Origin of the sequence: Gleimia coleocanis DSM 15436, assembly GCF_000159015.1 — a bacterium.
Classification (GTDB): Bacteria; Actinomycetota; Actinomycetes; order Actinomycetales; family Actinomycetaceae; genus Gleimia; species Gleimia coleocanis.
Genome location: NZ_DS999540.1, coordinates 121,044 through 147,456, shown reverse-complemented (window position 1 = coordinate 147,456; position 26,413 = coordinate 121,044). Strand labels below are relative to the sequence as shown.

At 49.3% G+C, this 26,413-nt stretch carries 24 protein-coding genes and 4 tRNA genes; 23 read left to right on the top strand and 5 right to left on the bottom strand.

Going from position 1 to position 26,413, the window contains the following annotated elements:
• Positions 1-11: 11 nt before the first annotated feature.
• Together HMPREF0044_RS00935 and dxs are read left to right on the top strand one after the other, a co-directional pair.
• On the top strand, positions 12-665 hold the full coding sequence (locus tag HMPREF0044_RS00935; protein WP_006546214.1) for an ABC transporter ATP-binding protein: 654 nt from the start codon (positions 12-14) through the stop codon (positions 663-665).
• Positions 666-694: 29 nt separating this feature from the next.
• The gene (dxs, locus tag HMPREF0044_RS00930; RefSeq protein ID WP_040312560.1) at positions 695-2,611 is read left to right on the top strand and encodes a 1-deoxy-D-xylulose-5-phosphate synthase; all 1,917 of its coding nucleotides are present in this window, start codon (positions 695-697) and stop codon (positions 2,609-2,611) included.
• On the opposite strand, the gene HMPREF0044_RS00925 is transcribed toward dxs, so the two are convergent.
• A complete protein-coding gene (locus tag HMPREF0044_RS00925) occupies positions 2,608-3,816 on the bottom strand; it encodes a ribonuclease D (protein ID WP_006546212.1) in 1,209 nt (402 codons plus the stop codon). The two genes, dxs and HMPREF0044_RS00925, sit on opposite strands and share 4 nt — an antisense overlap.
• Entirely contained in the window at positions 3,809-4,414 is a 606-nt protein-coding gene (locus HMPREF0044_RS00920; protein ID WP_006546211.1) for a DUF3000 domain-containing protein, read from the bottom strand. The genes HMPREF0044_RS00925 and HMPREF0044_RS00920 overlap by 8 nt, the downstream gene beginning before the upstream one ends.
• A gap of 248 nt (positions 4,415-4,662) precedes the next feature.
• Between HMPREF0044_RS00920 and HMPREF0044_RS00915 the strand changes: the two genes are divergently transcribed.
• A tRNA-Gly gene (locus tag HMPREF0044_RS00915) sits at positions 4,663-4,735 on the top strand.
• A gap of 1 nt (position 4,736) precedes the next feature.
• A tRNA-Val gene (locus HMPREF0044_RS00910) sits at positions 4,737-4,808 on the top strand.
• 958 nt (positions 4,809-5,766) lie between these two features.
• Here the strand turns inward: HMPREF0044_RS00910 and HMPREF0044_RS00905 are convergent.
• Positions 5,767-6,267, bottom strand: coding sequence for a hypothetical protein (locus tag HMPREF0044_RS00905; protein ID WP_006546210.1), 501 nt, complete (start codon positions 6,265-6,267; stop codon positions 5,767-5,769).
• 173 nt (positions 6,268-6,440) lie between these two features.
• Between HMPREF0044_RS00905 and HMPREF0044_RS00900 the strand changes: the two genes are divergently transcribed.
• From HMPREF0044_RS00900 to HMPREF0044_RS00820, 17 genes are all read left to right on the top strand, one after another.
• Positions 6,441-6,513 (top strand) — tRNA-Gly (locus HMPREF0044_RS00900).
• 28 nt (positions 6,514-6,541) lie between these two features.
• Positions 6,542-6,612, top strand: a tRNA-Cys gene (locus HMPREF0044_RS00895).
• Positions 6,613-6,776: 164 nt separating this feature from the next.
• Positions 6,777-8,774 (top strand): threonine--tRNA ligase, encoded by a 1,998-nt coding sequence (gene thrS, locus HMPREF0044_RS00890; protein ID WP_006546209.1) that lies wholly within the window; start codon positions 6,777-6,779, stop codon positions 8,772-8,774.
• Between the two features lie 91 nt (positions 8,775-8,865).
• Positions 8,866-9,420, top strand: a complete 555-nt coding sequence (locus HMPREF0044_RS00885; RefSeq protein ID WP_006546208.1) for an HIT family protein — start codon at positions 8,866-8,868, stop codon at positions 9,418-9,420.
• Complete coding sequence (gene pgsA, locus HMPREF0044_RS00880; protein WP_006546207.1) at positions 9,421-10,044, top strand: phosphatidylinositol phosphate synthase; 624 nt, start codon at positions 9,421-9,423, stop codon at positions 10,042-10,044.
• Positions 10,044-10,970: a phosphatidylinositol mannoside acyltransferase gene (locus HMPREF0044_RS00875; protein ID WP_006546206.1), complete on the top strand. Its 927-nt coding sequence runs from the start codon at positions 10,044-10,046 to the stop codon at positions 10,968-10,970. Before pgsA ends, HMPREF0044_RS00875 begins: the two co-directional genes overlap by 1 nt.
• Complete coding sequence (locus tag HMPREF0044_RS00870; protein ID WP_006546205.1) at positions 10,967-12,253, top strand: glycosyltransferase family 4 protein; 1,287 nt, start codon at positions 10,967-10,969, stop codon at positions 12,251-12,253. The genes HMPREF0044_RS00875 and HMPREF0044_RS00870 overlap by 4 nt, the downstream gene beginning before the upstream one ends.
• Positions 12,250-12,795 (top strand): NUDIX hydrolase, encoded by a 546-nt coding sequence (locus HMPREF0044_RS00865; RefSeq protein WP_006546204.1) that lies wholly within the window; start codon positions 12,250-12,252, stop codon positions 12,793-12,795. Before HMPREF0044_RS00870 ends, HMPREF0044_RS00865 begins: the two co-directional genes overlap by 4 nt.
• Positions 12,796-12,840: 45 nt before the next feature.
• Complete coding sequence (locus HMPREF0044_RS00860; RefSeq protein ID WP_006546203.1) at positions 12,841-13,602, top strand: YebC/PmpR family DNA-binding transcriptional regulator; 762 nt, start codon at positions 12,841-12,843, stop codon at positions 13,600-13,602.
• Between the two features lie 15 nt (positions 13,603-13,617).
• Positions 13,618-14,250 (top strand): crossover junction endodeoxyribonuclease RuvC, encoded by a 633-nt coding sequence (gene ruvC / locus HMPREF0044_RS00855; RefSeq protein ID WP_006546202.1) that lies wholly within the window; start codon positions 13,618-13,620, stop codon positions 14,248-14,250.
• A gap of 56 nt (positions 14,251-14,306) precedes the next feature.
• Positions 14,307-14,894 (top strand): Holliday junction branch migration protein RuvA, encoded by a 588-nt coding sequence (gene ruvA, locus HMPREF0044_RS00850; RefSeq protein WP_006546201.1) that lies wholly within the window; start codon positions 14,307-14,309, stop codon positions 14,892-14,894.
• On the top strand, positions 14,887-15,900 hold the full coding sequence (gene ruvB / locus HMPREF0044_RS00845) for a Holliday junction branch migration DNA helicase RuvB (RefSeq protein WP_006546200.1): 1,014 nt from the start codon (positions 14,887-14,889) through the stop codon (positions 15,898-15,900). The genes ruvA and ruvB overlap by 8 nt, the downstream gene beginning before the upstream one ends.
• A gap of 109 nt (positions 15,901-16,009) precedes the next feature.
• Positions 16,010-16,345, top strand: a complete 336-nt coding sequence (yajC, locus tag HMPREF0044_RS00840) for a preprotein translocase subunit YajC (protein ID WP_006546199.1) — start codon at positions 16,010-16,012, stop codon at positions 16,343-16,345.
• Between the two features lie 45 nt (positions 16,346-16,390).
• On the top strand, positions 16,391-18,187 hold the full coding sequence (secD, locus tag HMPREF0044_RS00835) for a protein translocase subunit SecD (protein WP_006546198.1): 1,797 nt from the start codon (positions 16,391-16,393) through the stop codon (positions 18,185-18,187).
• Complete coding sequence (gene secF, locus HMPREF0044_RS00830) at positions 18,184-19,293, top strand: protein translocase subunit SecF (RefSeq protein ID WP_006546197.1); 1,110 nt, start codon at positions 18,184-18,186, stop codon at positions 19,291-19,293. The genes secD and secF overlap by 4 nt, the downstream gene beginning before the upstream one ends.
• Entirely contained in the window at positions 19,290-19,829 is a 540-nt protein-coding gene (locus HMPREF0044_RS00825; protein WP_006546196.1) for an adenine phosphoribosyltransferase, read from the top strand. Before secF ends, HMPREF0044_RS00825 begins: the two co-directional genes overlap by 4 nt.
• A gap of 127 nt (positions 19,830-19,956) precedes the next feature.
• Positions 19,957-22,266: a RelA/SpoT family protein gene (locus HMPREF0044_RS00820; RefSeq protein WP_006546195.1), complete on the top strand. Its 2,310-nt coding sequence runs from the start codon at positions 19,957-19,959 to the stop codon at positions 22,264-22,266.
• Between the two features lie 2 nt (positions 22,267-22,268).
• Here HMPREF0044_RS00820 and HMPREF0044_RS00815 read toward each other — a convergent pair whose 3' ends face one another.
• Both HMPREF0044_RS00815 and HMPREF0044_RS00810 read right to left on the bottom strand, forming a co-directional pair.
• Positions 22,269-22,670, bottom strand: coding sequence for a hypothetical protein (locus HMPREF0044_RS00815; protein WP_006546194.1), 402 nt, complete (start codon positions 22,668-22,670; stop codon positions 22,269-22,271).
• A gap of 95 nt (positions 22,671-22,765) precedes the next feature.
• Positions 22,766-24,091, bottom strand: a complete 1,326-nt coding sequence (locus HMPREF0044_RS00810; RefSeq protein ID WP_141553790.1) for a DUF349 domain-containing protein — start codon at positions 24,089-24,091, stop codon at positions 22,766-22,768.
• Positions 24,092-24,309: 218 nt separating this feature from the next.
• Here HMPREF0044_RS00810 and HMPREF0044_RS00805 point away from each other — a divergent pair, with 218 nt between their 5' ends.
• Positions 24,310-25,017 carry an MBL fold metallo-hydrolase gene (locus HMPREF0044_RS00805; protein WP_006546192.1) on the top strand — a complete coding sequence of 236 codons (708 nt, stop codon included), beginning with the start codon at positions 24,310-24,312 and terminating at the stop codon, positions 25,015-25,017.
• Positions 25,018-25,081: 64 nt separating this feature from the next.
• A complete protein-coding gene (gene hisS, locus HMPREF0044_RS00800) occupies positions 25,082-26,410 on the top strand; it encodes a histidine--tRNA ligase (protein ID WP_006546191.1) in 1,329 nt (442 codons plus the stop codon).
• The last annotated feature ends 3 nt before the right edge of the window (positions 26,411-26,413 follow it).

Genomic DNA, 26,413 nt, shown 5'->3' with positions numbered 1-26,413 from the left:
AAGGGAAGTAAATGAGCGTATTAAAGCTTGTAGATTTAGAGTGTGGATACAACGAAATTTTATTTGAGAAGGTCTCGTTTACTCTTAATAAACAAGAAAGCATAGCTGTCCGTGGACGTTCAGGTGTAGGAAAAACAACTTTCTTGCATACACTTTTGGGCTTAATTGAGCCAATGCACGGTGAAATCTTCTTCAACGAGGTGAATTATAAGGATCTTTCGGCGAAAGAAATTATTAAACTACGAGGCACTGAGATTGGAATGGTTTTCCAACATTACGAATTAATTCATGAACTCTCTGCGCTAGATAACGTTACGTTACCTCAATATTTAATCAATGGACCTCACACGGAGATTAATGAAAGAGCATTAGAACTTCTAGAAAGGTTAAAGATTAATCCACAACAGTCTGTTCAAAACTTATCGGGTGGAGAAAAACAGAGAGTTGCTTTAGCTCGTGCTTTAATTTCTAATCCGAAATTGGTATTAGCGGATGAACCAACTGGAAATCTAGATAACGAAACTCGAGATGAGATGATGGAACTTCTAGTGTCATCATGTCATGAAAATGAAAGCAGTCTTATTATCGTTACGCACGATGATATTGTTGCTGGGTATGCAGATTCGACATTGATTCTGAAACCGTTTAAGCTTGCCCATTCTTGAAGAACGGAAAACACACTATCATAGGAACTATGGTTGAATTCGAAAAAGTAACCCCAGGACCACTGCTGGCAAGTATCTCAGGCCCAGCAGACCTGAAAGCATTGCGTGAAGAACAACTGCCACAGCTGGCGCAGGAAATCCGCAAATACCTGGTAGATGCCGTGTCTCGCACTGGCGGACACTTAGGGCCAAACCTGGGCGTCGTAGAACTCACCATGGCGCTGCATCGTGTCTTTGATTCGCCTGCAGATACGTTGATTTTTGATACCGGACATCAAGCTTACGTACATAAGCTCCTCACCGGTCGTCTAGACTTTACCCAACTACGTCAGGCAGGTGGCGTCTCTGGCTACCCATCTCGTGCCGAATCTGAACACGACGTGGTAGAAAACTCACACGCATCCACCGCTATTTCCTGGGCAGATGGCATCTCACGTGAACGAGCCCGCCAAGGCAATGAGCGTCATGTTGTCGCTGTTATCGGTGACGGGGCGCTAACCGGCGGTATGGCTTGGGAAGCTATAAATAATCTTGCGGAAAGTGACGACCGTAACGTAGTGATTGTCGTGAATGACAATGGTCGCTCATACGCCCCAACTATTGGCGGTTTAGCTCATCACCTAGATGCGCTACGCACCTCACCTTCTTATGAAAAAGCGCTAGCATGGGGAAAGAAGCACCTGCTTTCTCACGGTAAGCCAGGGGAAGTCGCATTCGAAGCCTTGCATGGTTTAAAAACAGGCGTGCGTGAGCTGGTAGCTCCTAACGCAATGTTTGCCGAGCTCGGTCTGAAGTACATTGGGACCGTGGATGGTCACGATTCCGTGGCCTTGGAAACCGCATTACAGCGAGCCAAGAGTCTAGGTGGTCCAGTTTTAGTACACGTTATTACTCAAAAGGGACGGGGTTATACTCCAGCTGAAGAAGACGTGGCAGACCGCTTCCATGCTGTTGGCGTGATTCACCCTGAAACGGGTCTTCCGCTGGTGCCTTCCCGTTTTGGTTGGACAGCAGTTTTTGCTGATGAGATTGTGAAATTAGCTGACGAAGATCCCACTATCGTTGGTGTTACCGCGGCGATGATGGCTCCGGTTGGTTTGAAACCAATGTTTGAAAAGTACCCTGACCGCGTGGTTGATGTGGGTATTGCTGAACAGCATGCAGTAACTGCCGCCGCGGGAATGGCATTTGCTGGTGCGCACCCAGTTTTCGCTGTTTACGCAACCTTCCTTAACCGGGCGTTTGACCAAGTCCTGATGGACGTGGCATTGCATAAAGCGGGGGTAACTTTTGTACTTGACCGCGCAGGAGTAACCGGTGACGATGGCGCTTCCCATAACGGCATGTGGGATATTTCCCTGATGTCTATGATTCCTGGCTTAGAGTTGGCATCTCCACGTGATGAAGCAACTTTACGAGCAGCCTTGCAAAGAGCCGTGACGGTTAAGGATGCTCCTACGTTAATTCGCTATCCAAAGGGAGCTTTGCCAGATCCTATTCTCGCTTTAGAATCCACTGAGTTCGGTGACGTCCTGGCTGGTTCTGTAACGCAGGTTGCGGATGAAGTGGTTATTTTAGCGACCGGGTCGCTGGCAGAAACTGGTTTAGAAGCGGCATTCCAGCTTTCTCAAGCTGTCGAGGGCGACGCGTCTGACCTAACTATCACGGTGATTGACCCACTGTGGATGCTACCGGTGAAAGAAAACCTGGTGAAACGTTTGGCTAGTGCAAAACTAGTGGTCTGTTTAGAAGATGGTCTTGAAACTGGTGGCTACGCTGCTAACCTACGTGAGGAAATGGCGAAGCAAAAGGTATTTACCCCAGTAGTTTCTAAGGGTATTCCTAAGCAGTTCCTACAGCACGCCAGCCGTGGTCAGATTATTCACGAGCTTGGCTTAGATACGGAAGCTGTAGTTGCTACGGTACGTGATTATTTAGCGCTCTAAGGCATCTGTTTAATAGCCTTTTCTAAAGGCTTAAAAACAAGTTCAAGTTGCCAAGGGCGTGCCCCAAAACGGGTTAGGAATTCTAAAAGGTCCTTACCCTGGTAGGAAACTTCATACCATGCGATATGACGAATGATACGCGTATCGATGAGGATCTCATAGTCGATACCTAGCTTATCTGAGACCTTGCGGATAGCATCACGCAGGTGAACTAGGCGTGCATGCGCACCCTCGTATGAGCGCCAAGCAGTCGCCCTCGGGAATTCTCCATGCCGATAGGAACGCTGGAACTCAGGTAAATCCGCTTCCGAACGCGACTTACCGCGGTTAATCGCCGCAAACCACTCATCTAAGTACTTGCGGGTGCCGGGGCGACGCAACTCTTGCTCATTCAAAAACTGACGCTGCGTGCGAGGCGGATTAAAAGCTAACGCCACCAGCGTACGATTTTTAATCAACCTAGTGGGCTCTAAATCAATTTCAGCGGCAATTCTTTCCCGCGTCTTCCATAACTCTTCAAGAATTGCCAAGTGACGGCGAGACCGAATCTTGCCCATGCCACGCAAATTCCGCCACGGCTCAGAATCAGGTTTTTTAGTTGGGCGCGTCAAAATATTATGAAATTCCTGCTGCGCCCATTCCCAACGATTAGCCTTAAAAAGACTATGCGACATCTTTTCATAAAGGTCAGTTAAAAGCTCCACGTCTAAAGCAGCATAGCGTAACCATGGGCGTGGTAGCGGGCGTGTAGACCAATCATCACTTTGATGATTCTTATCCAAAGTGACACCCAAAATCTGCTCACAAACTGCCGCTAAACCAAAACGCTGGAACCCAAGCAAACGTGCAGCTAGCATCGTATCGAACAACTCGGGGATTTCCAGGCCACACATCCGCAGGGAAGCGATATCCTGATCTGCATCATGCAAAATCCACACGGCATTATTTAACGGTTCATTGAGGATACTTAAGTCCGGTAGAGTCCCGGAATCTATTAGGAAAGTTCCCACATCCTCACGTCGAATTTGTACCAGGTAAGCACGGTGCGAATAACGGTAACCAACTGCGCGTTCCACGTCGATAGCAACCGGCATCGTGGATTTACTTAAAAGTTGGGCTGCTTTTTCAAGACCTACCTGCGTGTCAATGACATCTGGTGTGCCCTCGTGTGGGTGAACAATTAGCTTATATTCAGATTCAGACATATACACCTGACCCGGCTAGTACGGAATCAGGATCAAGATTACCGTAGGCTTGGGTTACTAAATCTAGCCAGGCGCTGAAATGCGGGGCTAAATCGTTAAAGTCGGTTGACCAGGAGGCTTTCAACTCGACTTCAATTTCCGACCGCTTTAACACCAGGCCACCGAAGGTTTCGGAATGTTCGCGGGTAACTGTCCCGTTAAGGGTGCGTACACTGGCGGAGTGTTTATCTAAGGCGTCGTGTAGCCAACTCCAAACCACTTGCCCCAGTAGGGGGTCTTCACCAAGGTGAGCGTCCATTTCGGACCGAATTTGGGTGATTATACGAAATTTTGCTCCCCACTCAATGGGGGCTTCCGGGTTGTACAGGATAATGAAACGTCCGGTAGCGATTGGCAGGTCATCATCTTCGATGGGGGATTGCGCGTGCAGTGCTGCTGCAAAGGGGGCAATGCGTTTTGGAGCTGGGATTTCCGAAAGCGTTAAGTGAGGTGGGGTGGTAACTGAGCGTAGGGTTAAGAGTGCTTCAAGGAATTCAGCGGGCGGTTGGTTTACCGGCGTTGAAGGCACTGCGCTATGAAGGGTTTCAGTTACAAACACAATAATTAGGGTAGTGGGTTGCGTAGTTTTGCTTTTGAGGGCGCGCCGGGAAACTAAAGGATAATTCTGTAAGCTTGCAGCGGTTTCGACTACGCTGAAGCTGGGTTGTGAGGTGGATAACTTTTAGTATTGGCGTTGGGATGGGTTAGTTTTCTGAGTGTTTGGTGGGGAAAATGAGGTTTTGTGCCGATTTTGCATTCGGTGGAAAATCTGCGTAATATAGTTCTTGCGTTCGTTAAGAGCGCAACGCGGATGTGGCTCAGTTGGTAGAGCATCACCTTGCCAAGGTGAGGGTCGCGGGTTCGAGTCCCGTCATCCGCTCGGGCGATTGGCGCAGTGGTAGCGCGCTTCCTTGACACGGAAGAGGTCACTGGTTCGAACCCAGTATCGCCCACGCGTTTATGAGTAACTCGGTGTGAAACCGAGTTTTTTTATTGCTTCCATTCAGTTACCCGCATCGTTTTCGGGCTAAGTGTCAAAAGTGTGCCTATAACCGGCGTGGTGCGGTGGTTTAATGGTTATTTTTCTTCCTCTTTAGGGTTGGTAGCTGAGTAGTTTTTGCGCTAGTCAACGCCGATTGGAATCGTAAAATGCCATGGGAATCATTAAACGGGTATTGGAATCTTTGAAGCCCTCTTGAACTTTGGGGCAGTGGAAATCCGGTTTATGGACATTTTTCTAAAAATTGTCCATAAACCGGGCGTTACACCGGGAAAACTGACGCATCCATGGGCATTATTTTGAAAATTGTCTAAGAATGCACAAGACACCCTGCTTGCCGGCGCTATTCCCTGGCCGGGGCAGGAAGACAGAAGGTCTGGGCAAGAGGACACGAGGCAGATTCTGGGAAAAACCAACAACCCTACTACCACTTAGCTTTAAAAACCTAACCAATCAGGATTTTCTACTGCTATCTCAACGGGAAGTCTGATTTTTAGACACACTTTTCGCAACTTAACCCTCGTTTTCTCGGTTTAAGACATTTTGCATTCCTGAGCAATGATCGCTTTTCGTTGATTAAGGAGAAACTTGAGTTATTAGGCACTAACTTCTTCCCGCAACATTCCAATATGCCGGCGGGAGCATTTTTAGATTTTTCCTCCCGCCGCTGTTGAAAAACAGTGTTTTTGGTTAGCTGCGGGAGCATTTTTTCAAAAAACCCTCCCGCGCAAGATTTATAGAAGCAGTGGGCGTGTTTACCAACGGCAGGTAGCGGTCAGTGCCAGAACAATGCAGTTAGTGAATAAACCTTGGGAGAGTCTGATTTTATAAATGCTTTATCTGGTAAAACAGGCTTTATATTAGTTTGCCGGCCCATAGAAAATGAGCCGGCAAACTAATATAAATGAAAATCAGCAACCACAGTTGCAACCGCAAGAACCTTCTTCGCCGGAAGCGGTAGGGTTGTCGTAGTCAGGGGTGTCAGATAGACATTCGTCGATGAAAGTGTTGATATCCAAATCGATTTCGTCGAACCAGATTTCAGCAACCGTATCGAGTGGAACCAAAACTACTTCACTTACTGGGTCTACTACACCCAGCTGGTTACCTTCGGGAAGTTCAACCAGTACCCAGTCGCCGTCGTGTTCTTCAACGATGAGTTGGCCTGCTAATACGCCAGCGGTGACCATGTAGCCAGTTGGATCTTCACGTTCGTCTTCTTCTTTTGCGTACCAGTTTTCCTTAGCTTCGTTGAAGAAAGCAGAAATAGACTCAGCGGAGAGTTCGATTTCTAAGTCTGCGGCCGTGTCGAGAACGATTTCAATCCACTCAACAGAGTCATCGTCCAGAGGAAGCAGGTTTACTTCTTCGTCTTCTGCGTGAAAATCTTCGGTCTGTGATTCGTTTAACATTGCATTTCCTTTCTGGGTTAAATGCTTTGTTTTTAGTTTAACTTATCTGGTTAAACCCCTGAAATATCGGCGAAAAATGGAAAATATATGGTTTTCGTAGTGTCGATTTTGCATCTGTGTTAAAAACCCTGTAATGTATTTCTTGTTGCAGGAACAAAGGTTCGGTAACAAATGCGGATGTGGCTCAGTTGGTAGAGCATCACCTTGCCAAGGTGAGGGTCGCGGGTTCGAGTCCCGTCATCCGCTCTGATTCCAACCGACGCGTGGGAATCGCGGTGGGTTGGCCGAGAGGTTAGGCACCGGTCTGCAAAACCGTTTACACCGGTTCGAATCCGGTACTCACCTCGGTTAATAAAAACATACTGAAAGAAGCTCAGCAATCGCTGAGCTTCTTTCAGTATTCCTCGAAGTGATGTGGTTGGCACTGCCAGCGTGACTAACCCAGCGGAAAGCGGGTAAAATAATGTCTGATTATTGTTTCACTTCATCAATTTACTCAAGGAGCTCTTGTGGCTGATATTCAGGTAGTGATTGACGGAGAGGAAAAGCAGATTGCTGCTGGCCTCACCGGTTTGGACTACTACGCTTCAGAAAAAGAAATCATCGCAATGTACGTGGATGGAGTAGAAACAGACCTTTCTGCAGAAATCCCAGCTGATGCTGAAATCAAGGGTATTAACATCAACTCAGACGCTGGTTTAGCAATCCTACGTCACTCCTGCACCCACGTAATGGCACAGGCAGTTCAGCAACTAAACCCACAGGTAGATTTGGGTATTGGCCCACCAGTTACCGATGGCTTCTACTACGATTTCGGTAACGTAGAACCTTTCACTCCTGAAGACCTAAAGGAGATTGAAAAGGTTATGAAGCGTATCGTTAAAGAAGGTCAGTCCTTTGTACGACGTGTCGTAACTGAAGAAGAAGCACGCGCAGAGTTGGCAGACCAGCCACACAAACTGCACCTGATTGGCGCTAAGGGCTCTGACCTGGGTGAAGGCGCTGCAGTTGAAGTTGGTGGCGGCGAACTAACCATTTATGACAATGTCCGTCGTAACGGTGAAGTAGCTTGGTCTGATCTTTGCCGTGGCCCACACATTCCTAACACTAAGCTGATTGGTAACGGCTTTGCACTGATGAAAACCTCTGCAGCTTACTGGTTGGGCAACCAAAAGAACGCGCAGCTGCAGCGTATCTACGGCACGGCTTGGCCAACTAAGGAAGAACTAGCTGCTTACCTGCACCGCTTGTCTGAAGCAGAAAAGCGTGACCACCGTAAGTTGGGCACCGAACTAGATTTATTCTCATTCCCTGATGAAATTGGTTCCGGCTTGGCTTGTTTCCATCCTAAGGGCGGTATTATCCGCATGGAGATGGAAGAGTACTCACGTAAGCGCCACGTCCAGGCTGGTTATGACTTCGTTTACAGTCCACACATCACTAAGGGTGCGCTCTTTGAAAAGTCCGGTCACCTGTCCTGGTACAAGGACGGTATGTATCCTGCGCTTTCCATTGACGAAGAACGTAACCCAGAGACTGGTGAAATCACTAAGGCAGGTCAGGACTACTACCTGAAGCCAATGAACTGCCCAATGCACAACCTGATTTTCGCCTCTCGTGGACGTTCTTACCGTGAACTACCACTGCGTCTTTTTGAATTCGGTACCGTCTACCGCTATGAAAAGTCTGGCGTGGTCCACGGTTTGGCTCGTGGTCGTGGCTTTACTCAGGACGATGCCCACATTTACTGTACTCGCGAGCAGATGAAGGATGAGCTTACCAGCCTGTTAACCTTCGTTCTGGATCTGCTCAAAGACTATGGTCTGAATGACTTCTACCTGGAACTGTCCACTAAGAATGAAGAAAAGTTTGTTGGTGACGACGCTACCTGGGAAGAAGCCACCCGTACTCTAGCAGAAGTTGCTGAGGCTTCCGGCCTGCAGCTGGTTCCAGATCCAGGCGGCGCAGCATTCTACGGGCCAAAGATTTCCGTCCAGGCAAAGGATGCAATCGGTCGTACCTGGCAGATGTCTACGATTCAGTTGGACTTCAACCTGCCAGAACGCTTCGAGTTGGAATACACTGCACCTGACGGCACTCGCCAGCGCCCAGTGATGATTCACCGCGCACTATTTGGCTCTATTGAACGTTTCTTCGCCGTTCTTACCGAACACTATGCGGGTGCTTTCCCAGCTTGGTTAGCGCCAGTGCAGGTACGTTGTATTCCTGTGGCTGAAAAGTTTGAAGACTACTTAGAAGAAATCGCTAAGCAGTTGCGCGCTGAAGGTGTGCGAGTAGAAATCGACCGTTCTGATGACCGCTTTGGTAAGAAGATTCGTAACGCTTCCAAAGATAAGGTTCCTTTCACGCTGATTGCCGGTGGCGATGACGTGGATGCAAATGCAGTATCCTTCCGTCTCCGTGATGGCAGCCAGGATAATCAGGTTCCAGTTGCTGAGGCAGTAGAACGAATCCTTACTGTGATTCGAGAACGTCGTAACGACTGAGTTAGTCACTTTTTAAGGACGAAAGATTAAAGAAGTCAGCGTCTTGGCTGGATATGCGGGATAGACTGGACGCAGTGGAAAGGAATCTACTATGAACCAGAATTCTCAAACTCCATGCGAAGACGCTGACTTTTTTGCAGGTGTTCCAGACAGTTTTCAACGTTTGTGGACACCTCATCGGATGACCTATATCGGTGGGGAAGCGAAGCCTGCAACGAAGGAATCACAGGACTGTCCATTCTGCCTGGGACCGCAGCGTGATGATGAGACTAGTTTGATTGTTTACCGTGGGGACACTGCTTTCGTGATTATGAATCTTTTTCCCTATAACTCTGGTCACTTACTGGTGTGCCCCTATCGTCATGTTTCTGACTACACTGATTTAACTGATAGTGAACGCATTGAGATTGGTGAATTAACGGCTAAAGCTATGCGTGTGATTCGTGAAGTTGCTAAACCTCATGGGTTTAATTTGGGTATGAATCAAGGTGACGTCGCCGGGGCGGGTATTGCTGCGCATTTGCATCAGCATGTGGTGCCCCGCTGGGCGGGGGATGCAAATTTCCTACCGATTATTGCGCGTACTAAAGCTGTTCCGCAGTTATTGGGAGAGGCGCGGGCGCTGTTAGCTGAGGCTTGGAAATAAATGTTGGGTGAACACGGGCGGAATATTCCGCGTACCTTTTTTACACCTTTGGCTAAGTTACTGGCGAAGTTGGGGGTTACTCCGAACCTGATTACTGTAGTGGGTACGGTTGCGACTATTTTGGTGAGTGTCCTGTTTCTTGCTACTGGACATTGGGGAATTGGCGCTCTGGTATTAGCGTTTGTCCTTTTTGCGGATTCTTTAGATGGTATTTTGGCGCGGGTGACGGGTAAGTCGTCTGATTTTGGGGCGTTTTTAGATTCTTCTTTGGATCGGCTTGGGGATGGCGCGGTTTTTGGATCGTTGCTTTATAGCTTTGTGTTTTTACCTGATTCGTGGATGAAGCAGGCGCTGGTTATTAGTGGAATCATCACTTTGGTTGCGGGAGCTACGGTACCTTACGTGCGGGCAAAGGCAGAGGCTTTTGGAGTGCGCGCGCAGGGTGGTATTGCCGAGCGTACTGATCGTTTGCTGATTGTTTTGTTGGGCTGTGGTTTGGTCGGTTTTGGGGCGCCACTTTGGGTAGCGTGCGTGGCATTCTTATGGGTGGCGTTTGCTTCTTCAGTGACGGTTTTATACCGTTTGTGGTCGGCTTATCAGGGCTTTAACGCGAAGGTTAAGTAGTGTCGGTAGATAAGTTTATTTTGCCGGCGTTTCGCTTTCTACAGCTGGTTCCTCAGAGTGTGTCTGAGCTGGTGGCAGCGTTGGCTGGTAGGCGGGTAGGGAAGCGCGATAACTCTTCTAACCGGCAGCTGCGGGCGAATTATCAGCGTTTTTCGGCGGATTTAGGGCAAGAGATTATTCCCGAGGGCGTTGCCCGCTACTTTCAGATGTTTGCACAGCTGCCTACTTTGCATAAGTATTCGCCACAGCAGTTAAAAGTTGCAGTCGAGGTAGAAAACCTTGCCGAGTTAGAAACTGCGATTGCGGATGGGCCAGTGGTTTTAGCTTTAACTCATTCAGGCAATTGGGATTTAGCGGGCGCATGGTGTGCAAAGTTTTTAGCACCGGTATTAACGGTTGCTGAACAGGTGAAGCCACCTGCACTATTTTCTTATTTTCAAACGACTCGAGCACAACTGGGAATACAGATTTTGCCTGCTAAAAAAGGAGTTTTTAAGGATTTAAAATCCTATGTGGAGCAGGCAACTTTACAGCGTAAACCTCTTTTGGTGCCGCTTTTAGCTGACCGTGATATTACTGGTCGGGGAGTTCCCGTGACTTTAGCAGGGGAAACGGCGTTAGTAGCAGCTGGTCCGGCTGCATTAGCGATTCAGACGGGGCGTCCACTTTTCGTCGGTCATTTGAGCCAGCATGTTTATACTTGGCGGGGGATTAAGCGTAGTGGCATTAAGATTCATTTACGTACGGTCACAGTAGATACGGATATTGCTAATACGACTCAACGCTGGGTGGTTAACCTTGAGCCAATGTTAGAGAAGTATTTGTTAGATTGGCATATGATGCAACCAATCTTTTTAGCTGATTTGGATTTAGAACGTTTAGAAAGAGCGAGGCTCAAAGAGAAACTGCGCCGGGAGGAAGAATGAAAATCGGGATTGTATGTCCTTATTCTTTTGATGCTCCTGGTGGGGTGCAGGTGCATATCCTGGACCTAGCTCAAGAACTACGCAGGCGAGGGCATGAAGTAAGTGTTTTAGCACCTGGTGAGAGCGCTAACTATCGGGGAGTGACGCTTACTGGAAGTGGTTATAAGATTCGCTATAACGGCTCTGTAGCACCTCTTAGCCTTACGCGAAAGTCTTGGCAAATTACCCAAGAATGGTTGAATAATGGGAAGTTTGAGGTAGTGCATGTGCACGAACCACTGGCGCCTTCCATTTCCCTCTTTACCCTCTTAAAAGCCTCTGTTCCGATCGTGGCAACCCACCATACTGCCACAGTTCGCTCACTGGCAATGCAGACCGTCAGCCCGTTAGTACGCCGCTGGATTCGCGCGTGCAAAGGACGAATCGCAGTTTCAAATGAAGCTCGTCGCACCCTCATTGAACATCTTGGAGAAGACGCCGTCATCATCCCCAACGGCGTATTTACCAGTAGCTATCGGGAAGCTCAAGCGAAAGTGGAGTGGGAACAAACCCCACAACGACCAGTTTTTAGTTTCCTCGGCAGACTAGATGAAGCTCGTAAAGGCCTGCCAGTTCTTCTCAAAGCCATCCCCCTAGTGTTAGCGCGTTATCCCCAAGCACGTTTCCTAATCGCTGGTCGGGGTGAAGCTCCAGAAGCCAAAGAACTGCAAATTCGCTACCCAGAAAATATTGAACTCTTAGGCGGAGTTAGCGATGAAGAAAAAGCTGCTCTCTTTGCCGGTTCAACCGCCTACATTGCCCCCCAAACAGGGGGAGAGTCCTTCGGGATTGTCCTAGTCGAAGCAATGGCAGCTGGAACCCTCGTAGTTGCTTCTGATATTGAAGCCTTCCGCCTAGTCTTAGACGATGGAAAATATGGAAAACTCTTCCACACCGGTAACCCACAGGATTTAGCAGACACCTTATGCGCCGCCCTCGAAAATAAAAAAGAACGCGACGAACTGGCAAAAGCCGGGCAACTAGGATCCCAAAAATTCGATTGGGCAACCGTAACCAACCAAATCGAAGAAATCTATAAACTCGCAGCCCTGCAAAGCCAAATACCCGCTGAAAACTACGAAACGCGTGCAAAACTACTACGTAGTCTGCATGAAAACGCCGCTCCTGGGTTTAAAAAACACGCGCTCCGCAAACACTACAACCAACTGGTGCGCTACCTACAAGCAGGTAAAACCAAAAACACCTGGGAAACCAGCGACTATGCTGAAGAACACCGCCAATGAAACAAACACTCTGGACTGAAAACGAATGGGAAATCGCCCCCGATGGCATCCCCACCCGCCACGCTGCCCGCGTAATCATCATCTCCGAAGACGGGCACACCTTCCTCATGAATGGACACGACCGACTCAACCCTAACTACCACTGGTGGTTCACCGTCGGCGGAGGAATAGACCCCGGAGAAACCGCTCAGCAAGCCGCAGTCAGAGAAATGCGGGAAGAAACCGGTTGGGAAATCAGTGAAACACAACTCATTGGACCCGTAATCGAAAGAATCGGCAAATTCGAATTCACTGACCGCGTGCGCCGCCAAATTGAATACATCTACCTGGTGTACACACCCCGTTTTAACACTGATAATTCAGGGTGGACGCGCACTGAAAACCAGCTAATCGATGCTGCTCAATGGATTCCCATACACGAACTTCAGCAGCTTGGTGAAACTGGATTAATCTTTCCGCCCGAACTAAAAAACCTAATTCCAGAGATTTACAGTAACGGTTGGGACGAAACCTGCGTTAAAATCAACGAGTACAATGAATAAAGGCTGTAAAACCGCAGTCTATTTCGCATCAAGGAGGAACTTCCTATGTCAGGTCACTCTAAATGGGCCACTACTAAACATAAGAAAGCCGCTATTGACGCTAAGCGCGGAAAGCTGTTTGCCCGCTTGGTAAAAAACATTGAAGTTGCTGCCCGCACCGGTGGTGGGGATCCAGCAGGTAACCCAACTCTGTACGATGCGATTCAGAAAGCGCGTAAGAACTCAGTTCCAGGCGACAACATTGACCGCGCAGTTAAGCGTGGCTCCGGTGCAGAAGCCGGTGGCGCTGACTGGGAAACCATCATGTACGAAGGCTACGGTCCAAACGGCGTAGCATTCCTGGTTGAATGTTTGACTGATAACCGCAACCGTGCAGCTTCTGACGTGCGTGTTGCTTTCACCCGTAATAACGGTTCTCTGGCAGACCCAGGTTCCGTTGCCTACCTCTTCACCCGTAAGGGCGTAATTGAAGTACCAAAGGCAGACGGCGTAGATGAAGACACCATCTTCATGACCGTGCTGGACGCAGGGGCAGAAGAAGTAACCGACGAAGGTGAAAAGTTCGAAGTTATTTCCGAAGCAACTGACCTGGTGAAGGTACGTACTGCCCTGGTTGAAGCCGGCATTGAATATGACTCCGCGGAAGCATCCTTCGTGCCAGCGACCAAGGTTGAACTGGACCTGGAAGGCGTTAAGAAGGTTCTGAAGCTGATTGATGCTTTGGAAGATTCTGACGACGTACAGAACATCTACACTAACTTCACCGCTCCTGACTCAGTTATGGCTGAGTTCCAGGCTGAAGACTGATAACACTTAGAATCTGTGCGCGTACTTGGCATTGACCCAGGCATCACCCGATGTGGTATCGGGGTAGTTGATGTAGACGCAATGCGTCGGACCACTTTGGTGCATGTTGAAGTAGCTCGCTCAGATCAAAAAATTGCCACCCACTTCCGGCTGAAAACTATTGCAGATGCGATTGATCGTGTAATTGCGCAGTTTCAGCCGGAAGTGGTTGCAATTGAACGAGTTTTCGCACAAGAAAACCTGCAGTCAGTGACAACCACTATGCAGGTAATGGGTGCAGCAATGGTCTGCGCAGCCCGTGCAGGTCTTCCACTAGCAATCCACACACCTTCTGAAGTTAAAGCTGCAGTTACCGGAAATGGTGTTGCTAATAAAAGCCAAGTGCAGGCAATGGTAGCTCGCGTACTCGGATTAGCGAAGGCTCCGAAACCCGCTGACGCAGCCGATGCTTTAGCTATTGCAATCTGTCATGCCTGGCGTGGTACTGGGTTACAGGGAGCTACCGCTGACGGGGCAGTTAATGTGTCGCTTTCCGGTGGTGTAGAGGCCCGTAAGAAACTGACTCCCGCCCAGGAGCAATGGGCACAAGCACTCGCAGAATCGCGACGCAAGGGTGCGGTCGATCCGCGTGCCAATCGCGGCAGGTAGAATAGATAAAAGTATTCTAAAATAGCCTTAAAATGCGTTAAAGCAGTGGAGCAACTATGATTTCATTCTTCCAAGGGGAAGTACAAGCCATTAAACCCGGACACCTGGTGCTAGTAAACGGGGGCTTTGGGTTAAGCATTCAAGTCACAGTTGGAACTGCCAACCAAGTGCGTCACGGAGAACTAGTCGGTCTCTATACAAGTTTGATTGTCCGCGAAGATTCCCTCACTCTCTATGGCTTCTTAACTGAGGATGAACGCGATACTTTTAATGTCCTGCAGACGGTTTCTAAGATTGGACCACGCACGGCACTGCAAGCATTAGAAGCACTGACTCCAGATGAACTACGTCAGGCAGTAATCTCTTCCGACGAAAAAACCTTGCAGCGTATTCCAGGTATCGGTAAGAAATCAGCACAGCGTATGCTTATTGAAATCGGCGACAAACTAGGAACGCCAACTGGAAACGTAAAACTTGGTACTACCGTTTCTGTTGCCGAAACTGAAGTCATTGCCGGTCTAGTCTCACTTGGCTACAGTGAAGTTAGCGCGCAGGCTGCAGTAGAACCATTCCAAGGTAGTGACATGAATACCTCCGAAATGTTACGCGCTGCCCTGATTCAGTTGGGAACTAACCGTGGATAACAACAGCATCGTAAACGCTTCTGCTAGTGAATCAGAGCGTGCCGTTGAAGCGGCTCTGCGCCCTCGGAAACTGACCGACTTCATCGGCCAACCAAAAGTCTGCGAACAGCTGGAACTGGTTCTCACCGCAGCTCAAAATCGTGGGGTAAGCCCCGATCACGTGCTTTTAGCAGGACCACCAGGATTGGGTAAAACCACTCTTTCGATGATTATTGCTGCCGAGCTCGGCGCATCCTTGCGCTTAACTTCCGGTCCCGCCATCCAACATGCTGGCGATTTAGCAGCTATTCTTTCTTCCTTACAAGAAGGCGACGTCCTCTTTATCGACGAAATTCACCGTTTGGCGCGTACCGCGGAAGAAATGCTTTATCTGGCCATGGAAGACTTTAGAGTGGACGTGATTGTCGGCAAAGGACCGGGGGCAACCTCCATCCCTCTGACTCTGCCACCGTTTACTGTTGTCGGGGCAACTACCCGTTCTGGACTACTGCCAGCACCACTGCGTGACCGTTTTGGGTTCACCGCACATTTGGAATACTACGATGCTGCAGAACTACAAAAAGTTGTCGAACGATCTGCACGCTTGCTGGAAACTGAGATTGATGTTGAAGCAGCTGCCGAGATTGCTGGTCGCTCTCGGGGAACACCGCGTATTGCAAACCGTTTACTACGTCGCGTAGTTGATTTTGCGCAGGTACATGGAAATGGGGTAGTGGACCGAGCTGCAGCCCAAGCAGCTTTAACCCTTTTTGAAGTTGATCCTGAGGGCTTAGACCGTTTAGACAGGGCAGTCCTAGAAACTCTGTGTACCCGTTTTAACGGCGGACCGGTGGGGCTAACAACATTGGCCATAACCGTCGGTGAGGAACCAGAAACCGTCGAAACTGTGGCAGAACCATACTTAGTACGTGAAGGGTTTGTTATCAGAACTACCCGAGGGCGGGCAGCAACACGGAAAGCTTGGGAACATTTGGGGCTTATTCCACCTGATAACGGAATGTTCTAAAACGCTTTAAAACTCACAAAAGGGTGCAAAAAAGCCCGAAAAAGCATAGAATTCACCCTGGTGAAAAAAGTTTTTTGACCTACTAGATAATGACAGAAGGAAAGCATTAATGGATTTCTTAGTACTGCCACTTTTCTTGATTGCGATGCTGGTATTCATGATGTTCACCGGTACTCGCGCCCGGAAGCGTCAGGCAGAAATGCAGCAGCGTTTATCTGAGCAGCTAAAGCCGGGTGCATGGGTGCGTACCTTGGGTGGCTTCTATGGCATCGTAGCGGACGTTGATGGTGATGTAGTTGTTCTACAGACCACCGATGGTACTGAAACTCTGTGGAACCGCACTGCGATTGCAGAAGTAACGGAACCACCTTTCGCAGAAGAACCTGCAGAAGCAAGCATTGAAGAACCTTCTGAACCAGAATCTCCAGTTAAGTTTAACGACTGAAAAGCGGCAAGACCCGACCGCTAAAACCAACACCAAGGAAATAAAGTGGCTAACAAAAAGAGCAACCCAGTAAAACCACTGGTGATGCTAACCGTACTGATTGTCGCCGCAGTAATTGCGCTGACAGTCGGTACCGTTCGTAACCTTACAACCCCAGTTCCAGAACTGGCCCTGGACCTGCAGGGTGGTACTCAGCTGATTCTCACCCCAACCCCACGTGAAGGTGAAGAAAACGTTGAGATTACCGAAAATGATTTGTCACAGGCAATCGACATTATCCGTCAGCGTGTGGACGCTTCCGGCGTTGCTGAAGCTGAAATTACTTCTCAGGGCGGTCGCAATATTGTGGTAGCACTTCCTGGTCAGCCTTCTGAAGAAACGCTGAACCTGGTTCGTTCCTCTGCAGTTATGCGTTTCCGTCCTCTCTTGCAGGCAGGCGCACCAGTTCCGTTGGCTGCACAGGCACCTGCAGAAAAGAAGGAAGGCGAAGAAGCTGCCCCCGCAAAGACTGTTGAAGAACAGGCTATGGAAGCAGCTGACGTCGATAAAGACGGCAAGCTCTCTGAAGAATCAGCTAAGACTCCTGAGAACAACTCTGATCTAGCTTGGGTAACTGAAAAGGCTCTCTACGATTACCTGGTTACTGACTGTACTAAGCCAGAATCATTGGCGCATGGTTCAACTGACGATCCTGCAAAGCCACTGGTTGCATGTAATATCGACGGGCATGAAAAGTACCTGCTGGGTCCAGTAGATGTCGAGGGCACTGACTTGAAAGCTGCAGTTGCGCAGATGGGGACTAACTCTTCTGGTCAGCCAACCGGTCAGTGGGAAGTTGGTTTGCAGTTCAACTCTGCTGGTGCAGAAAAGTTTAAGGCAGTTTCTGAACGTCTGTTCGGGTTCCGTGGTGTAGATCCAGTCCGTAACCGTTTTGCTTCTGTTTTGGATGGCAATGTTGTTACTGCTCCTTCTATGAACTCTGTAATTGCTGGTGGACAGGCGTCTATCTCTGGTAACTTCACCGTTGAATCTGCTCGTGCTTTGGCTAATCAGTTGCAGTTCGGTTCCCTGCCACTCAACTTCACCGTTGAAACCGAAGAGCATATTTCTGCAACGCTGGGTTCTGATCACCTTGAGAAAGGTCTGTGGGCAGGCATCATTGGTCTGGCACTAGTTATGCTCTACCTGTTATTCCAGTATCGTGGCCTGGCTCTACTTGCCGGCGGGTCTCTGGTAATGGCAGCGGTATTTACTTACCTTTCGATTGCCTTGCTATCTTGGCTGATGGGTTACCGTCTGTCCCTGGCGGGTGTTGCTGGTCTGATTATTTCCGTCGGTATTACCGCGGACTCATTCATTGTTTACTTCGAACGTGTCCGCGACGAAGTGCGCTCTGGGGTTAACCTGGACTCCGCTGTCAATGACGGCTGGGTACGTGCCCGCCGTACCATTATCGTTTCTGACATGGTGAATCTGCTGGCAGCTGCCGTACTGTACTTCTTGGCAGTTGGTGGCGTGCAGGGCTTCGCATTCACTTTGGGACTAACCACGATTGTCGACTTGATCGTAATCCTCTGGTTCACCCACCCAATCATGGAACTGCTGGTTCGTACCAAGTTCTTTGGTGGCGGTCATAAGCTCTCTGGCTTGGATCCAGAACACCTGGGTGCCCATGACGTAGCAGCTTATGCTGGACGCGGTCGTATTCGGACCGCTTCAGAACGTAAGGGGAAGTCTGCGACGGTAACCGCGGCAGAAGTTGGTCGTAAGTCTCTGGCACAGCAGCGTCGCGAAGCAGAAGCTGAACTGGCTGAAGCAACTAAAGAGGAGGCTGCAAAATGATGAGTTTTGCTGAATGGGGTAATGCCCTGTATTCCGGAAAGAAATCTTACGGAATTATCGAAGCTCGTAAGAAGTGGCTGCTTGTCGGTCTATCCCTGATTCTGATTGCAGTAGCTGCTATCGGTATTCGCGGAATGAACCCATCCATTGAATTCATTGGTGGTTCTCAGTTCACTCTTTCCTCTTTGAAAGATACTGCACAGGCACCTGCTGAAGCAGTTTTGAAGAGCCACAACCTGAATACCGGCACAAAGATTACGCAGCTGGGTACCTCTGGCCTGCGTATTCAGGGTCCGGAAGTATCTGTGGAAGAAATCAACTCCATTCGTGCAGATTTAGCAAAGGCGTATAACGTTGAAGCTAATGAAGTAGACGCAACTAAGATTGGTCCTTCCTGGGGTGCTGGAGTTACCCAAAAGGCTTTGCAGTCTTTGGTTATCTTCCTGCTTCTAGTAGGCTCTCTCATGGCAATCTACTTCCGTTCCTGGCCAATGTCAGTGGCAGCGCTTTTCGCGTTGACGCACGATATGTTCCTGACGGCTGGCTTCTTTGCCTTGGTACAGGCAGAAGTTTCCCCAGCAACTGTGATTGGTTTCCTTACGATTTTGGCGTACTCCCTGTACGACACCGTGGTGGTTTTCGACCGTGTGCGTGAACTAACCGGCAAGATTACTGCTCAGACGGAATTCACTTTCGCTGAAATGGTGAACTTGGCTGTTAACCAGACGCTGGTGCGTTCTATTAACACTTCCATCGTGGCGTTGCTTCCAGTTGGTTCCATCCTCTTCTTGGGGGCAATCTTGCTGGGTGCGGGTACGTTGATTGATATTTCCCTGGCTTTGTTTGTCGGTATGATTGCCGGTACGTTGTCCTCGGTATTTATTGCGCCTTCTACCTTGGTTATTATTGAGAATAAGCGTAAGCGCATTGGTGGTCACACTCAGAAGGTTCATGCTTTGCGTGGGTCTGATGAAGTTGTAGTTCCAACTCAGGAAGCTATGGAAGTCACCGTAGAGTCCGAATCTAAAGAACCTGAAATCGTTTCTCCAGGACGTCACCTGGGACAGGCAGCACAGCCTAAGAGCAAGAAGAGGAAGAAGAAATGAGCAACGAACTTAATGCTCGTATCGGCCAGGTAATTCTGGATAACTTACGTGAGATTCCGGATTTCCCAGAACCAGGTGTTCTGTTCCGTGACATCACCCCTCTGCTTGCTAATGGTGAGGCTTTTGGCAAGCTGATTGATGAGTTAGCTGAACATTACCGCGGTAAGATTGATGCCGTGGCTGGTTTGGAATCTCGTGGTTTCATTTTGGCTGCCCCACTGGCTGTTAAGCTGGGTTTGGGTATGATTACCATTCGTAAGGCTGGGAAGCTTCCTGGTCCTGTGATTGGTGTGGATTACGAGCTGGAATACGGTACTGCTCGTATGGAAGTCCGTCCAGAGGCGATTCATGAGGGTCAGCGTGTGCTGATCATCGATGACGTTTTAGCTACCGGCGGTACCGCCGCGGCAGCTGTTGAGCTGGTGCGTGCGCTTGGCGCTGAAGTAGCTGGCGTTACTGTTTTGCTGGAGCTGGCTGGCCTGAATGGTCGCGACCGTCTGCCAGGTCTGCTGGTAGAAAGCGGCGTAACTTTCTGAGCGGCTTACGTTTCCTAAAGTTGGTTTAGAGTGCCCCGGGGCTTGGTCCTCGGGGCACTTTTGTTTTTCCGAGGGCGGTGTCTGTATGTATACGTCGGATTTGTAAGCACAGTGCTAGAATTACTTTATGACGTCCAACACAGCTGATACCTCATCGAATAACCCTGTAAGTGGTTCCCGCGTGCGTTCTCGCCTCATGTGGTTTGGATCCCGTAAGCGTTCCACTGCGCCGGAAATTGAGCCGCTGGTACGCGCCGTTTTAGCGCACCATCCTAAAGCTGATGTTGACGTAATTGAACGCGCCTATAATACTGCGAAGCACTATCATGTGGGCCAGATGCGTAAGTCGGGAGAGCCTTATATTACCCACCCGGTTGCAGTCGCTACTATCTTGGCAGAAATCGGCATGACTCCACCTACACTGGTGGCAGCTCTACTACATGACACGGTGGAGGATACCGATTACACTCTGGAACAATTAGCAGCTGATTACGGCGACAATATTGCTTTACTAGTTGACGGTGTCACGAAGCTCGATAAGGTTAAGTACGGTTCCGCAGCGCAGTCTGAGACTCTGCGCAAAATGATTGTGGCGATGTCTAAGGATATCCGTACTCTGCTGATTAAGTTAGGCGACCGCTTACATAACGCCCGTACGTGGAAGTACGTACCCGCAGATTCTGCAAAGAAGAAGGCACGTGAAACCCTCGAAATTTATGCTCCATTGGCCCATCGTCTGGGTATGAACACCATTAAGTGGGAACTTGAGGAGCTTTCTTTCTCAACCCTTTACCCAGAAATCTATGCGGAGATTGACCGGCTTGTGGGCGAACGCGCGCCTCAACGTGAAGATTTCTTACGGAAAGTAATTCTTAATATCGAAGACGACTTACGTACGAATGAGATTCGCGGCAAAGTTACCGGGCGCCCTAAGAACCACTATTCCATCTATCAAAAGATGATTGTCCGTGGTAAAGCCTTTGACGATATTTATGACCTGGTAGGCGTGCGCGTACTGGTAGATTCCGTACGTGACTGTTACGCGGTGATGGGCGCTATTCACGGTCGCTGGAAGCCTATCTCTGCCCGCTTTAAAGACTATATTTCAACGCCAAAGTTTAACCTTTACCAGTCACTGCATACGACTGTGATGGGACCAGGTGGGCGCCCAGTCGAAATTCAGGTACGCACATTTGAAATGCATGAGCGTGCCGAATACGGTGTGGCGGCGCACTGGCGTTACAAGCAAAATCCGAATGCTACAGGTGCTGACCCTGACCGCATGTCTACGCAGGAACAAATGAACTGGGTACGCGGTCTGGTACAGATGGAACGTGAAACCGGAGATCCTGAAGAATTCTTAGACTCTTTGCGATATGAGATTGCAGGGGATGAAGTTTACGTTTTCACTCCAAAGGGTGCGATTCAGGTGCTACCGGTTGGATCAACCCCGGTGGACTTTGCCTATGCAGTGCATACTGAAGTCGGTCATAAGACAGTTGGCTCTAAGGTTAATGGTAAACTCGTCAGCCTAGAAACGAAGCTAGAAAGCGGCGATATCGTTGAAGTCTTGACATCTAAGTCAGAAAAGGCTGGGCCAAGCCAAGACTGGCTTTCCTTCGTAGCTTCAACCCGCGCGCGCTCAAAAATCAAAGGCTGGTTCTCTAAAGAACGCCGTGAAGAAAACGTTGAAGCAGGAAAAGAAGCCATTGCGCGCGCAATGCGTAAACAACATTTACCTCTGCAACGCTTACTCAGCCACGATGCTTTAGTATCTATTGGCAATAGCTTAGGCTATAAGGATGTAAGCTCACTCTACGCAGCTGTTGGCGATAACCAGGTTTCCGCACAAACTGTAGTAACTAAACTTATTGACCTTTTAGGTGGCGATCAAGGAGCTGAAGAAACCCTCTCTGAAGCAGTCACTCCCGGCCGCCCTCGGAAAACCAGTGGGTCAGGGGACAGCGGTGTTATTGTCCAAGGAATGTCCGCGAATGATATTTGGGTGAAAGTTGCCAAGTGCTGCACTCCGGTACCACCTGATGAAATCGTCGGTTTCATTACCCGCGGGCAAGGCGTCTCCGTGCACTCTCCCGCTTGCGCAAATGCAAAATCACTGCAAGAAAACCATCCTGAACGTTTCCTCGCAGTTGAGTGGGACGCTGACTCACAAGCTAACTTCCTGGTGCAAATCGAAATTCGCGCACTTGACCGTTCACGCTTGCTGGGAGACCTTACTTCAGTTTTATCCGACTACCAGGTAAATATTCTGTCTGGCAACATGGCAACCTCTGCAGACCGGATCGCGACCGTGCGATTCACTGTCGAAATGGCAGATGTAGCACACCTGAACGCAACCCTAACCGGTTTACGTAAGGTGGATGGTGTATTTGAAGCTAGCCGTATCCAAGGCAATACCGGCAACCGTCACAGGTAGTGCTAACTCAGCTTGTCTAAATCAAGCTGAGTTTGTGCTTTTGAAATAACTGGCACAGGTAAGTCAGGGCAGAGTTTAGAAATCATCTCACGAGTATAAAAATGCCAAGACTTATCGGTCTTTCGGTGTCTAATCGAGGACGTTTGGCAGATTGGGAAAGGACATCCTTGCTCCCAGTGAATCCAAGCGGCAGTGTGATGACTGAAAGCATGTCCGGGTTCTAAAAAAGGCTCTAACAAGCGTGCCCGCGATACTGCATCGAAAGTGAATTCTGCTGGGCAAAGCAACTCACCGATTAATCGCATATGGGGATTGGTGTCTAATCCGCGAAATAAGCCAGCTGCGGCAGGGGAGACTTCAGTAACCTCACCAAGTTTTACCACTACGAACCGAATGAAAGTCATAACTCTATTGTGGCTTAAAAATGGCGGTAAAAATTCTGCCTGTGGATAAATGAAAGTGGGGTGAGCCCAAGCCCACCCCACTAGAAAACTAGCTATCAGTCGATAGAGCTAGAAATCTGTTCAAACCACTGGCGCTTGGTAGCCAAAGCATCCTGCAGGGCAGCTAGTTTCTTAGAATCAGATTCAGCCGCAATCTTAGCTTCCAAATCTGCAATGCCGTCTTCGAGCTGGCCCAGCATGCCAGTTGCACGAGCCTTAGTTTCTGGGTTAGAACGACGCCATTCAGCTTCCTCAGCTTCATGTACGGCAGATTCAACCGCGCGAATACCACCCTCAATACGAGCTACGTCAGCACGAGGAACGCGACCGATTTCTTCCCAACGATCCTGAATAGAACGCAGAGCTTCCTGAGCAGCAGTCAAATCAGAAACTGGAAGAAGAGCCTCAGCCTCAGCCAAAAGAGCTTCCTTAGCTTCTAAGTTGCCACGTAGTTCAGACTCTACAGCCTCGGTGTTTTGACGACGCGCGTCAAAGAAAACCTGCTGAGCAGCGCGGAAACGTGCCCACAGCGCGTCATCTTCCTTATGAGTTGCGCGACCAGCTTGCTTCCACTCATCTAGTAAACCACGGTAAGCTGCCGCAGTAGCGCCCCAGTCAGTAGAAGACTGCAGTTCTTCAGCACGAACAATCAAAGCTTCCTTAGCACGACGAGCCTCAGACTGACGAGCATCCAAAGCAGAGAAGTACTGACGACGGTGACGATCCAAAGTGGTGCGAGCAGTAGAGAAACGCTTCCACAGGGAATCTTCAGCAGAACGATCCAAACGTGGACCACGACGCTGAAGTTCCTTCCACTGGTCTAGCAGCTGACGCATCTTTTCGCTGGACTGCTTCCACTGAGTTTTTTCTGGATCCTGAGCTGCTAGCTTCTCAGCAGCCTCAACCAGTTCGGAACGCTGTGCCAGCGCAGCTTCCTTCGCAGCCTTGCGTTCAGCCTTTGCAGCTTCCTTACGCTCCTCAGCTTGAGCAGTCAGCTTCTGCAGACGTTCACGCAGACCATCTAAGTCACCAACAGCAGCAGGCTCAACTACAGAAGCAGTTAGGCTCGCTAGAGTAGACTCAATATCTTTTACAGACAGAGTGTGAAGACGAGTTTCAAAAAGATTTACATTAGCTTCCAAGTCGAGGAAGCGACGCACGTACATGCCCAGTGGGTTCTGTGGCAATCCATCAGGGTAAGAACCTACCTGACGTTCACCGGTAGCTTCACGAACCCAAACGTTACCGGATTCGTCAACGCGACCGAACTTGGCTGCTTCTTCTTCAGTGGAGGTAACTACTTGAACAACTTTATTTGGCTTCAGAGCGGTAGCTTCGGTGCTCTCGTTCTTTACATTTTCGTCAGTTGGATTGCTCACGATATTCCTAACGGGGACGGGGTTGGGTTATAAAACCTGACCGTTCGACAATGATGCGATATTAAAAGAGAATGCTGAAGCACTCTCTGTAGAAGACCTACAGAACTTATATTACGCGGTTTTTCTACGAAAACCCACATAAATAAGCAATGAAAAACAGAATCTTTACTACCCCCACTGTGACATCGTAAAAACCGCCCTCGGCAGTTAAACTGGTAAGTATGAGAATCCACGTAATAAATGCAGAAGTATTCGGTGAAAATGCCTACGTAATCGCCCCTGACAACAGCACTCAAGCGCTTATCGTAGACCCCGGCGTAGGTACTGCCAAACAAATCGAAACCTACCTAGCTCAGCATGAACTTATCGCTGGGGCGGTACTCCTCACTCACGGGCATTTCGACCACGTTTGGGAAGCTGCAACATTCAACGTGTCCGTATGGATTCCACAACCAGATATATACCGTCTGGAAAACCCCCTGGAACAAATCCCCATGAACCTACCAATCGGCTCAAACTGGGTAAAACCAGCCGATATTAAAGCCTTTCCAAGCGGAGTAACCGAACTAATTCCAGGTCTCCCAATGGTAATGGTTCCAGCGCCAGGACACACCGAAGGATCTGCACTCTTCCTCTTCGAAATTCCTGCGGGAGTCGCGCACGACACTAACGTGGAAACACCTTGGTGGGACCTACGCAAAGACAACGCCCAGCCCATGGCTCTTTCCGGTGACGTCGTCTTCATGCAGTCAGTAGGACGCACAGATCTGCCAGGCGGTGACGAAACCCAAATGCGCCACTCCTTGCGCACCCTAGCTAACGCCGTAGATCCAAAGACAATCTTCCTCCCCGGTCATGGCTACGCCACCCAATGGGGATTTGAACAGGAAAACAACGCCTACGTTATTCGCGCAAAGCGTTTAGGGTAAGCCCCCGAAAACTACTAAACTTAAAGAAAACCTAGAGAATACAAAGCGGAAAAGAAAGAAACTAATGTTTGCTAAAACCTCACTATCTGGATTCCCAGAATGGTTGCCAGAAGGCCGCATCATCGAAAATGCAATCCTTGATCACCTGCGCAAAACCTTCGAACTGCATGGTTTCGCATCATTAGAAACCCGCTCTGTAGAAACCCTGGACGAACTGCAACGAAAAGGCGAAACCTCCAAAGAAGTCTATATCCTCAACCGTTTGCAAGAACTAAAGGAAGAACGCTCATCTAAGAAGGAACGCCCTCTGGGATTGCACTTCGACCTGACCGTACCTTTTGCTCGTTTCGTCATTGAAAATGCTGGTTCCCTCGCATTTCCATTCCGACGCTACCAGATTCAGAAAGTCTGGCGTGGAGAGAGGCCACAGGACGGCCGCTTCCGCGAATTCATGCAAGCGGATATTGACATCGTTGGTGACGGCGCATTGGCATTCCACCACGAAGTAGAACTGCCACTGGTTATGATTGAAGCCCTTTCCGGCCTGCCAATCCCGCCAGTAACCGTACTTGTAAATAACCGTAAGGTAGTACAGGGCTTCTGCGAAGGTATCGGAATTGAATCAGTCGAAGATGCACTGCGCGCTATCGATAAACTCGATAAAATCGGCGCTGAGGGCGTTATGGCAGAAATGCTGGAAAACGGTATCAGCGCAGAGCAGGGCGAAAAGCTCTTAGAAATGGCAGCAATCCGCGTTGAAAGCGGTGTAACTGACGCTGTACTTGCGTTGGGAGTTGATAATGAGACCCTCCGCGCAGGTCTGGAAGAACTAGATGCTTTACTTATCGCCGCCACCAAGCGCGCGCCAGGACGAGTAGTTGCTGACCTAAAGATTGCCCGCGGTCTGGATTACTACACCGGTTCAGTTTACGAAACCGTTTTAGAAGGACACGAAGACTTAGGTTCGATTTGTTCCGGCGGTCGCTATGACTCATTAGCAACTAACGGAAAGCGCACCTATCCAGGTGTCGGTCTTTCTATCGGCGTATCCCGACTGGTATCCCGCATCCTTGGTCAAGAACTGGTACACGCTTCCCGCAGCGTCCCAAGCTGTGTGCTGGTAGCAGTAAATGATGAAGAACACCGTAGCGAAGCAGACGACATTGCTTACGCTCTGCGCTCCCGCGGAATCCCAACCGAAGTTAGCCCAAACTCTGCCAAGTTTGGTAAGCAAATTAAATTTGCTGATAAGCGTGGTATTCCTTTCGTATGGTTCACCAACGAAGAAGGTGTTTCCACTGTTAAAGACATTCGCACTGGCGAACAGGTAGAAGCCGACGCTGCTACTTGGATGCCACCGGCAACAGACCTTCTCCCAACTGTAGTTAAGTAATAA